The sequence below is a fragment of the Salinarimonas ramus genome, assembly GCF_014645695.1.
Taxonomy (GTDB): Bacteria; Pseudomonadota; Alphaproteobacteria; order Rhizobiales; family Beijerinckiaceae; genus Salinarimonas; species Salinarimonas ramus.
Genome location: NZ_BMMF01000002.1, coordinates 449900 through 459903 on the forward strand (window position 1 = coordinate 449900; position 10004 = coordinate 459903).

Consider the following 10004-nt stretch of genomic DNA (forward strand, 5'->3'; position numbering starts at 1 on the left):
CTCCGTTTCGACCCCGGGCGGCGCGCCGCTGCGCCACGACCCCCGACCGCAGACCAGATCCCAGAACGATGCCCAAAGCGCCCGCCGCCCGCGCGTCCCTCTCCCTCCTCCCGCGCCGCGCCGTCGACCTCGTCGGCGCCGGCGAGAGCCTGACGCTCGCGAGCGCGCCGGACGGGTTCGACGCGCTGGCGCTGGGCGCGCTCGCGCTCGGGCTCAAGGAGAAGGCGGAGCGCTCGGCCATCCTCGTCCACGTGGCGCGGGACGGGCAGCGGGCGCAGGCGCTGGAGCGGGCGCTGGCCTTCGTGGCGCCGGGCCTCGAGGTGCTGAGCTTCCCCGCCTGGGACTGCCAGCCCTACGACCGCGTCTCGCCCGCGGGCGCGGTCTCTGCGCAGCGCATGACGACGCTGGCGCGGCTGGCCCGCACCAAGTCCTCGCCAGAGCGCCCGCGCATCCTCTCCACCACGGTGAACGCGATCCTCCAGCGCACCGTGCCCAAGGCCCGCATCCTGGCGGACACGTTCTCGGCCCAGCCCGGCAACGTCATCGCCATGGAATCCATCGTCCAGTGGCTCGAGATCAACGGCTTCCTGCGCACCGGCACCGTGCAGGAGACCGGCGAGTACGCGGTGCGCGGCGGCATCCTCGACCTCTGGGCGCCGGGCCTCGCGAGCCCGGTGCGGCTCGACTTCTTCGGCGACAGCCTCGAATCGATCCGCGCCTTCGATCCCGAGAGCCAGCGCACGACGACGACGCTGCGCGGCCTCGACTTCGTGCCCATGTCGGAGGTGCAGCTCACCACCGCCTCCATCAAGCGCTTCCGCCAGGGCTACGCCGCGACCTTCGGCGCGCCGGGGCGCGACGATCTCCTCTACGAGGCGATCTCGGAGGGCCGGCGCTATGCCGGCCTCGAGCATTGGATGCCGCTCTTCTACGAGAGCCTCGACACGCTCTTCGCCTACGTCGAGGGCGCGCCCGTCGTCCTCGATCACCAGGCGGAGGACGCCGCCGGCGAGCGGCTCTCCACGGTGCGCGACTATCACGACGCCCGCCGCCAGCAGGTGGACGAGCGCCAGCCGGGCATCGCGCCCTACAATCCCTTGAAGCCGGATGCGCTCTACCTCTCCCCCGCGGAGTGGGCGTCGCGGCTCGAGGGCGCGGCGACGGTGCGGGTGACGCCCTTCGCGCTGCCGCCGGGCGAGGGACGCCTCGTCGTCGATTGCGGCGCGCGGCGCGGGCGCGCCTTCGTCGCCGAGCGCGAGGCGGAGGGCACCAACGTGTTCGAGGCCGCGGCCGAGCACGTCAAGGCGCTCCAGTCCGCCGGCAAGGCCGTGATCCTCGCCGCCTGGTCGGAGGGCTCGCGCGAGCGCCTCGGCCACGTCGTCTCCGACCACGGCATCGCGCGCACAAAGCCCATCCGGCGTCTCGCCGAGCTCGCCGATCTCGGCCGTGACGAGGTCGCGCTCGCGGTGCTCGGCATCGAGGCCGGCTTCGAGACGGACACGTTCGCCGTCATCGGCGAGCAGGACATCCTGGGCGACCGGCTGGTGCGGCCGCGCCGGCGTTCCAAGCGCCCGCAGGACGTGCTCTCGGAGGTCTCCGCGCTGACGATGGGCGACGTCGTCGTCCATGCCGATCACGGCATCGGCCGCTTCGTGGGCCTCAAGACGATCGAGGCCGCCGGGGCGCCGCACGATTGCCTGGAGCTGCACTACAACGGCGGCGACCGTCTGTTCCTGCCCGTCGAGAACATCGAGCTCCTGACCCGCTACGGGTCCGAGGACACGGAGGTCCAGCTCGACAAGCTCGGCGGCGGCGCCTGGCAGGCCCGCAAGGCCAAGATGAAGAAGCGCATCCGCGAGATGGCGGGGCAGCTCATCCAGATCGCGGCCGCGCGCATCCTCAAGGAGGCGCCCAAGCTCGCGCCGGCCGAGGGGCTCTACGACGAGTTCGCCGCGCGCTTCCCCTTCGAGGAGACCGAGGACCAGCTCACCGCCATCGACGCCGTGCTCACCGACATGGCGTCCGGCCGGCCCATGGACCGGCTGGTCTGCGGCGACGTCGGCTTCGGCAAGACCGAGGTCGCCCTGCGCGCCGCCTTCGCGGCGGCCATGGCCGGCAAGCAGGTGGCGGTGGTGGCACCCACGACGCTTCTCGCGCGCCAGCACTACAAGACCTTCTGCGAACGCTTCAAGGGCCTGCCCGTGCAGGTCGGCCACGCCTCGCGCTTCGTCGGGTCCGCCGAGATCAAGCGCGTCAAGGAGGGCCTCGCCGACGGCACGATGGACATCGTGGTGGGCACCCACGCGCTCTTGGGCAAGAGCATCACCTTCAAGGATCTCGGCCTCGTCATCGTCGACGAGGAGCAGCATTTCGGCGTCACCCACAAGGAGCGCCTGAAGGAGCTGCGCGCCGAGGTGCACATGCTCACGCTCTCGGCGACGCCGATCCCGCGCACGCTCCAGCTCGCGCTCACCGGCGTGCGCGAGCTCTCCATCATCGCGACGCCGCCCGTCGATCGCCTGGCCGTGCGCACCTTCGTCACGCCCTTCGATCCGCTGCTCGTGCGCGAGGCGCTCCTGCGCGAGCGCTATCGCGGCGGGCAGTCCTTCTACGTCGTGCCGCGCATCGAGGACATCGCCGAGGTGAAGGAGTTCCTCGACCGCGAGATGCCCGAAGCCAAGGTCGCGGTGGCGCACGGCCAGATGGCGGCGACGCAGCTCGAGGACGTGATGACCGCCTTCTACGAGGGCAAGTTCGACATTCTGCTCTCGACCACGATCGTCGAATCGGGGCTCGACATCCCAACCGCGAACACGCTCATCGTACACCGCGCCGACATGTTCGGCCTCGCCCAGCTCTACCAGCTGCGCGGGCGCGTCGGCCGCTCGAAGACGCGCGCCTACGCGCTCTTCACCGTGCCGGCGAACCGCCAGCTGACGGTCCAGGCGGAGCGTCGCCTCAAGGTGCTGCAATCGCTGGAGACGCTGGGCGCCGGCTTCCAGCTCGCCTCCCACGATCTCGACATTCGCGGCGCCGGCAACCTGCTCGGCGACGAGCAGTCGGGCCACATCAAGGAGGTCGGCTACGAGCTCTACCAGCAGATGCTCGAGGACGCGGTCGCCCAGCTCAAGGAGGGCGCCGACGAGCCCGTCGAGGATCAGTGGTCGCCCAACATCGCGCTGGGCGCGCCGGTGATGATCCCCGAGAGCTACATCGCCGACCTGCAGGTGCGCCTGAACCTCTACCGCCGTCTCGCCTCCCTCGACACGCAGGAGGACATCGAGGCCTTCGGGGCGGAGCTGGTCGATCGCTTCGGCGAGCGCCCGCCGGAGGTGGACCAGCTCCTCAAGGTCATGGGCATCAAGCTGCTCTGCCGGCGCGCCAACATCGAGAAGGTGGACGCGGGACCGAAGGGCATCATCGTCGCCTTCCGCGACAATTCCTTCGCCAACCCGCAAGGGCTCGTCGCCTACGTCGCCGACCAGGGCCCCGCCGCCAAGGTGCGCCCGGACATGAAGATCGTCTTCTCCCGCGACGTCGCCGACGTCGACCGGCGGCTGAAGACGACGACGGTGATCCTGCGCAACCTGGTGAAGATCGCCGAGGGCAAGGCCGCCGCGTGACCCTACGGCGAGGTACCGGCGCACGCGGGAAACGGCGCGTGCGCGCTTGCCCTGCGGCTTGCCGTCGGTGTCAATGGCCGCTCGACCGACGAGAACCGGCCGAGGGGGATCATGTCGAGGGGAATGCCGGCGAGCGGGATCGTCGCGAGGGCGCCGTCATGAGCGGGGGCTTGCGCCCGCGGCTGCCGGGGGAGTTCTGGAAGCGCATGCGCCTCGTCGTGCGCAAGCCCTCGACGCTCGCCATTCGCTTCGTGCTCGCCGGCATCGCGACGGCGATCGCGGTCGGCATCCTCGAGCTCGCCGCCCTGACGACGCGCACGCCCTATTGGCAGATCCCCTTCGTCACCTCGATCGCGCTCGTCATCGGCCTGCCCTATGCCGAGGCGTCGACGCGGCGCGCGCTGATCGGCGGGCACGTCCTCGCCTCCCTCGTCGGCTACGGCGTGCTCTACCTGCTCGGGCCGTCCACCTGGGCAGCCGCCCTCGCCTGCGGCCTCGCGGTCACCGCGATGCTCGCGACCCGCACCATGCACCCGCCGGCGGCCGTCAATCCCTTCCTCGTCGTCAACGAGAGCCTCGGCATCGGCTTCCTCGTCGGCACGATCGTGCCCGGCGCGATCCTGCTCGCGGTCTTCGCCTTCCTCTGGAACGAGGTGATCACGGCCCGTTGGACGAAGCGGGACTGAGCCTCGCTCACCCCGCCGCGCGCAGAGCGTCCTCCGCCGCGATGAAGGCCGCCACCTCCGGCGTCATCGCGGGTGCCGCGGTCTCGGGCACGCCCACCTCCGCGAAGAGCCGCGAGACGGGCACGAAGGCCTTCTCGCGCCGGTCGTAGAGCCCCGCCCGGACGAGGGCGATGGCGGAGAGGATCTCCCCGCCGTCGCGCCCACGGGTCACGACGCGATGCTCGACGACGACCCAGGCCTCCGACCAGGCGACGATGCGGGTCTCGAGGCGAAAGCGCCGGAAGGCCCGCATCTCGCGCCGGAAGCGGATCTTGCCGGCGGAGACGATGGGCACCCAGCCGTGCCGGCGGATGGCCTTCCACAGGCCGGTGCGGATCATCAGGTCGACGCGCCCGAGATCCATGAGCGTCCAGTAGCGCCCGTTGTTCATGTGGAGCGAGACGTCGAGGTCGTGCGGCATGACCCGAAAGCCGATCCGCGACGCCTCCGCGATCGGGTGGAGCCGGCGCCCGCGTAGCGCGGCGACGACGACGAGGAGGAGGCGCAGCCAGAGATTCATCGCGGGAAGCCTATGGGAAGCGTGGTGAGAAAACGAAGAGCGGGCGCAGCCTCGCGGCCGCGCCCGCTCCCGTCTCTATCAGCCGATCGACCGCGCGTCAGGCCGCGACGCGCGCGAGGAAGCGCTCGACCTCCGCATCCATCCGCGCCGAAGCGGCGGCGACGGCCTGGGCCGCCTCCTCGACCGCCTGCGCGGTCTCGCTCGAGCGCTCGGCGGCCTGGTTCACGGCGCCGAGGCTCGCGGTGATCTCGTCCGTACCGCGCGAAGCGTCCTGGACGTTGCGCGAGATCTCCGCGGTGGCCGCGCCCTGCTCGCTCATGGCGGAGGCGATGGCCGCCGTCGCCCCGTCGATCTCGCGCATGCGCGCGGTGATCTGGCGGATGGCGGAGACGGCGCCGTCGGTGGAGCCCTGCACGCCGACGATGTGGCGGGCGATCTCCTCGGTGGCGTTGGCGGTCTGGGTCGCGAGCGCCTTCACCTCGGCTGCGACGACGGCGAAGCCCTTGCCCGCCTCGCCTGCGCGTGCCGCCTCGATCGTGGCGTTGAGCGCGAGCAGGTTCGTCTGGTCGGCGATGGAGCGGATGAGATCGACCACGTCGCCGATGCGCTGGGCGGCCTCCGCGAGGCCGGCGATGTTGCCGTCCGTCGCCTCCGCCTCGCCGAGCCCCTGCTCGACGAGCCCGCGGGCCCGGTCGAGCTGGCCGCCGATCTCGGAGATCGAGGCCGCGAGCTCCTCCGTCGCGCTCGCCACCGTCGCGACGTTCCCCGCCGCCTGGCGCGATCCCGTCGCCGCGGTGCCGATGGCGCCGCTGGCGCTGCGGGAGACCGCGCTCATGTCCTGGGCGCGTGTGCGCAGCGCGCCGGTCTGCTCGCGCAGGCCCGACGCGATCTCGGAAGCGCCGCGGCGGAAGTCGACGATCGCCGCCTCCAGCGCCTCGCGCCGGGCACGGTCGGCTTCGAGCGCCCCGCGCCGCTCGGTCTCCAGCGCCGCCGCATCGCGGCTGCGATCACGCAGCACGACGAGCGCGCGCGCAACGGCGCCGATCTCGTCCCCGCGACCGGCATGGTCGATGGGCGCATCCGTGTCGCCCTCGGCGAGGCGCTCGACCCGCGTCGCGATGGCGCCCAGCGGCCGGAACATGCCGCGCGCGACGAGGCCCGCGCCGACCATAACCACGAGCGCGATCAAAGCCGCCACGACGAGCATGCCCGTCAGCGCCTGGCGCTGGATCGCCGCGAAGCTCTCGCTGGGCATGCCGATGAAGAGGATGCCGTTGACCCGCCCCGCCTCGTTCACGGTGGGATGGTAGATCGTCATGTAGTCGCGCCCGAACAGCGTCGCCGGGCCCGTGTAGGTCCCGCCACCGCGCACGATCGCCTGCGCGGGATGGTCGGGCGTGAGGTAGGTCCCGAAGGCACGTTCGCCGTCCTCCTTGCGCAGGTTCGTCGAGCGACGGATGAAGTTGTTCTCGGTCGTGTCGAGGGCGAAGACCGTGGCGACGCCGCCGGTCATCTGCGCGGTGCGGTCGACGACGGCGTGGTCCTCGAAGGCCGTGAGATCGGGCGCCACCGCACGCCCCACCTCCGCGCCGGAGAGCGCGACGGAGGCGCCGGGAACCCGCTCGCCGAAGACGAGGGCCAGCGTGCGCAGGTCGCCCGCGGCCTGCTCGTACTGCTTCGCCTCGAGGCGCTGCGAGATCTCCCGGGCGGCGAAGGACCACATGGCGCCGGCGGTGACGGCAACGGAAAGCATGACGACGCCGAGGAGCTTCGTGGACAGGTTCAGCTTGGATAGCATCTCGATACGACCCCACAGTCACGGACGGACATATAGACGGGGTCGAAGATTGAATAAATTCTTGAAAGCGAGAGAGTTACAATCTTCCGAGGTGCAACTTCCTCTTCGGAACTCCCCGCGCTACCCGACGCTGCTCCAGGAGGTGGCGGCGAGGAAGGCCTCGACCTCCTCGCGCGTCGGCGCGCCGTCGCGCCCGCCGAAACGGGTGCACTTGATCGCCGCCGCGGCGGACGCGAAGCGCGCCGCCTCCACCTCGTCCGCGCCCTCCGCCAGGCGCACGGTGAAGGCCCCGTGCCAGATGTCGCCCGCGGCAAGCGTGTCGACGACCGGCACGTCGAAGGCGCGCATGTGCTCCACCCGCTCGCCCGACCACCAGAACAGCCCCTCCCCGCCGTTCGTCACCGCGATCCAGGAGGGCACCGGTGGGCGATAGGCCTCGAGCGCGGCGCGCGCGTCCGTGTGCCCGGTGATGTCGCGAAGCCCCTGCATCGAGAAGGCGACGTGGGTCGCGAGCGAGAGCACCTCCGGCGCGAGCGTCGGGTCGCGGTCGGCATCGAGCACGGCCGGCACCCCGGCCGCGCGCGCGAGGCGGAAGAGATGCGCCGTTCCCTCCTGCCAGCGGGTGTCGCCGAGCACCGCGCGGGTGCCCTCGGGCAGCGCGTCGGGGAGCCAGTCCGCCTCCCGCGGCATGGCGGGATCGGCGTGGGAGACCACGAGCCGCTCGCCGATGGCGTCGACGACGATGGCCGAGATCGGCGAGGGAAAGCCGTGGAGACGCCGCACGCGGCTGCAATCGACGCCCTCGCGGGTGAGCCGGTCGACGATCTCGGCGCCGGCCCAATCCTCCCCGAGGCGCGCGAACAGCGTCGCGTCGGCGCCGAGCCGCGTCATGGCGATGGCGGCGTTGGCCGCCGTGCCGCCGGTCGTCGTGGTGAACCCTTGCGCCCGATACTTCTCCGCGCGCGTCGGCATCTCCGCGACCTTGTAGACGTGGTCGAGAGTGGCGATGCCGACGCTGAGGATGCGCGGACGCAAGGCGCTCACGTTCGGGCGGACGCCCGCCTCACCAGCTGCCGGTATTGGGCATGGACGCCCACGGCTCCTGCGGCGGCAGCGACTCGCCGCGCTGGAGGAGCTCGATCGAGATGCCGTCGGGCGAGCGCACGAAGGCCATGTGGCCGTCCCGCGGCGGGCGGTTGATGGTCACGCCCGCATCCATCAGCTTCTGGCAGGTCGCGTAGATGTCGTCGACGCGATAGGCGAGATGGCCGAAATTCCTGCCGCCCTGGTACTCGTGCTCGTCCCAATTGTAGGTCAGCTCGACCTGGGGCGCGCGCGTCTTCTCGACGTTGCCGATGTCGCGCTCGGCGGCGAGGAAGACGAGCGTGTAGCGACCCTTCTCGTTGTCGATCCGGCGCGTCTCCACGAGGCCGAGCTTGTTGCAATAGAAGTCGAGCGCCTGGTCGAGATTCCCGACGCGGACCATCGTGTGCAGATATTCCATGAACTCATCCTCCGTTCGCGGCGATGAAAGGCGCGCGCGCCGTGCGTGTCAAACGCGCGAGACGTGCGATCGGACGAAACCGGAAGGGGCGCGCCGCTCAGCCTCGCCGCGCTTAGGGCTCGTCGCGGGGCTCGACGACAGGCTCTGCCACTGGATCGGCGACGGGATCGGCGACGGGATCGGCGACCGCCTCGGCGGCGGTATCCGGGACGTTCCGCGTGCCGGGCCCCTCCCCCGTCCCGTCCCGCCCCTCCGGCCGCTTCGCCTTGGTGAGCTCGGCCGAGACTGCGCTCGTGGCGAGCACGTTGACGAAGCCCGCGCCGGCGGCCTCGCGCGGGCGAAGGCGGATGCGCACCGTCACGAAGGCGGCCAGCACGATGCAGATCGCCCCGACGTAGAGGAAGAGCGCCTGGGGCCCGGCGACGTCCATCAGCGCCGTCGCCGGCAAGGGCCCCAGCGTCGCGCCGATCGCCCAGGCGACGAGCATGCTCGAGACCGTCGGCACGATCATCTCCGGCGCGACGAGATCGCAGGCATGGGCGACGCAGACCGCGTAGATGCACAGAGCGAGGCCCCCGTAGAGGCCGAAGGCGACGATCAGCGCCATGGGCGGGAGCGCCACGAGGCTCGCCGCGACGATGCCGGCGCAGGCGAGCGCGGTGGCGAAGAACAGGCTCGCGATCACCCGGCGCCGGTCGACCCGGTCCGACAGCCAGCCCAGCGGCCATTGGAAGACGAGGCTGCCGGCCTGGATCGCGAGGACGAGGAGCGCCGCCTCCGACGCGGTGAGCCCCACGGCGACGCCGTAGACCGAGGTCACCGCGATCACCGGGCCGTTGATCAGCCCCACCGCGAAGGCGCCGAGCACGGCGGAGGGCGCGAGCCGGAAGAGCGCGGGGATGGCGAGGCGCACCCGGGTCGGCGCCCGCGGCTCGCGCGTCGGCGTCGCCGAGATGGGGATGAGCGAGAGGCTCATGGCCGCCGCCATCAGCATGATCAGCCCCGAGCCCTCCACGGATCCGAGCCCGATGCCGAGCGGCGAGAGCACGAGCGCGGTCTTCGTGGCGATGAGGTAGAGCGCGATGACCCGCCCGCGGTTCGCCGCGCTCGCCGTCGCCGACACCCAGCTGTCGATGACCGTGAACAGGCCCGCGAGCGCGAGCCCCGAGACGCCGCGCAAGGCGATCCAGGCGAGCGGCGATTGCGCGATCTCGAAGGCGAGCACGATCGCGGCGGAGACGGCGGCGAGGCTCGCATAGGTGCGGATGTGGCCGACCGTGCGCACGAGCGGTGGGGCGAGCATGCAGCCGAGCGCGAAGCCCACGCCGTACGCCGTCGCGACGGCGCCGATCTGCGTGAGGGTCAGCCCGTCCGCGCTCATGCGCAGCGGCAGGAAGACCTGGAGCAGCCCGTTCGCGCCCTGGAGCAGGAAGGCGGCCATGGTGATCGTGCCGATCGCGGCGGCGGGGCGGATGGCGCGGGTCTCGGGTAGCGGTGTCGCGATCATGCCGGGGCGGGGTCTCTCGGCTGGAGGGCGTTCGACGCGATGTCGGCGGGGCTGCGGCGGCCCGCCGCGCTCGCGACGCGGTCTTCGTGCGCAGCATCGGCCATTCGCCAGCCTTTTGCAGCCTTTTTGCGACCCGCGGGGGCCGATGGCGGAGGAGTTCCCCACAGCCGTCCACAGGGTGCGCTGCAAAAAAGATCGGAGGGGCCGTTGACGGCGAATCGTGAGGCTCGTATACCCCGGCTCCCGACGCGGCGAGGGGCTCTCACGGGGCTTCAGCGGTGTCGGGCAGCTCTTTGACAGGTCGAGCGTTTTTCCGGATTTCCGGCT

General features: G+C 71.6%; 7 protein-coding genes. 2 read left to right on the plus strand and 5 right to left on the minus strand.

Annotation, left to right across the window (positions count from 1 at the left end; genetic code table 11):
- Positions 1-68 precede the first annotated feature (68 nt).
- Positions 69-3623: a transcription-repair coupling factor gene (mfd, locus tag IEX89_RS04520; protein WP_188910009.1), complete on the plus strand. Its 3555-nt coding sequence runs from the start codon at positions 69-71 to the stop codon at positions 3621-3623.
- Positions 3624-3781: 158 nt separating this feature from the next.
- The gene (locus tag IEX89_RS04525; protein ID WP_210317574.1) at positions 3782-4309 is read left to right on the plus strand and encodes an HPP family protein; all 528 of its coding nucleotides are present in this window, start codon (positions 3782-3784) and stop codon (positions 4307-4309) included.
- 7 nt (positions 4310-4316) lie between these two features.
- On the opposite strand, the gene IEX89_RS04530 is transcribed toward IEX89_RS04525, so the two are convergent.
- From IEX89_RS04530 to IEX89_RS04550, 5 genes are all read right to left on the minus strand, one after another.
- Positions 4317-4868 carry a thioesterase family protein gene (locus IEX89_RS04530; protein ID WP_188910011.1) on the minus strand — a complete coding sequence of 184 codons (552 nt, stop codon included), beginning with the start codon at positions 4866-4868 and terminating at the stop codon, positions 4317-4319.
- A 97-nt stretch (positions 4869-4965) separates the two neighbouring features.
- Entirely contained in the window at positions 4966-6666 is a 1701-nt protein-coding gene (locus IEX89_RS04535; RefSeq protein WP_188910013.1) for a methyl-accepting chemotaxis protein, read from the minus strand.
- Positions 6667-6786: 120 nt separating this feature from the next.
- A complete protein-coding gene (locus IEX89_RS04540; protein ID WP_188910015.1) occupies positions 6787-7701 on the minus strand; it encodes a PfkB family carbohydrate kinase in 915 nt (304 codons plus the stop codon).
- A 28-nt stretch (positions 7702-7729) separates the two neighbouring features.
- Positions 7730-8170, minus strand: coding sequence for a VOC family protein (locus IEX89_RS04545; protein ID WP_188910017.1), 441 nt, complete (start codon positions 8168-8170; stop codon positions 7730-7732).
- A gap of 112 nt (positions 8171-8282) precedes the next feature.
- A complete protein-coding gene (locus IEX89_RS04550) occupies positions 8283-9677 on the minus strand; it encodes an MFS transporter (protein WP_188910019.1) in 1395 nt (464 codons plus the stop codon).
- Positions 9678-10004: the final 327 nt, after the last annotated feature.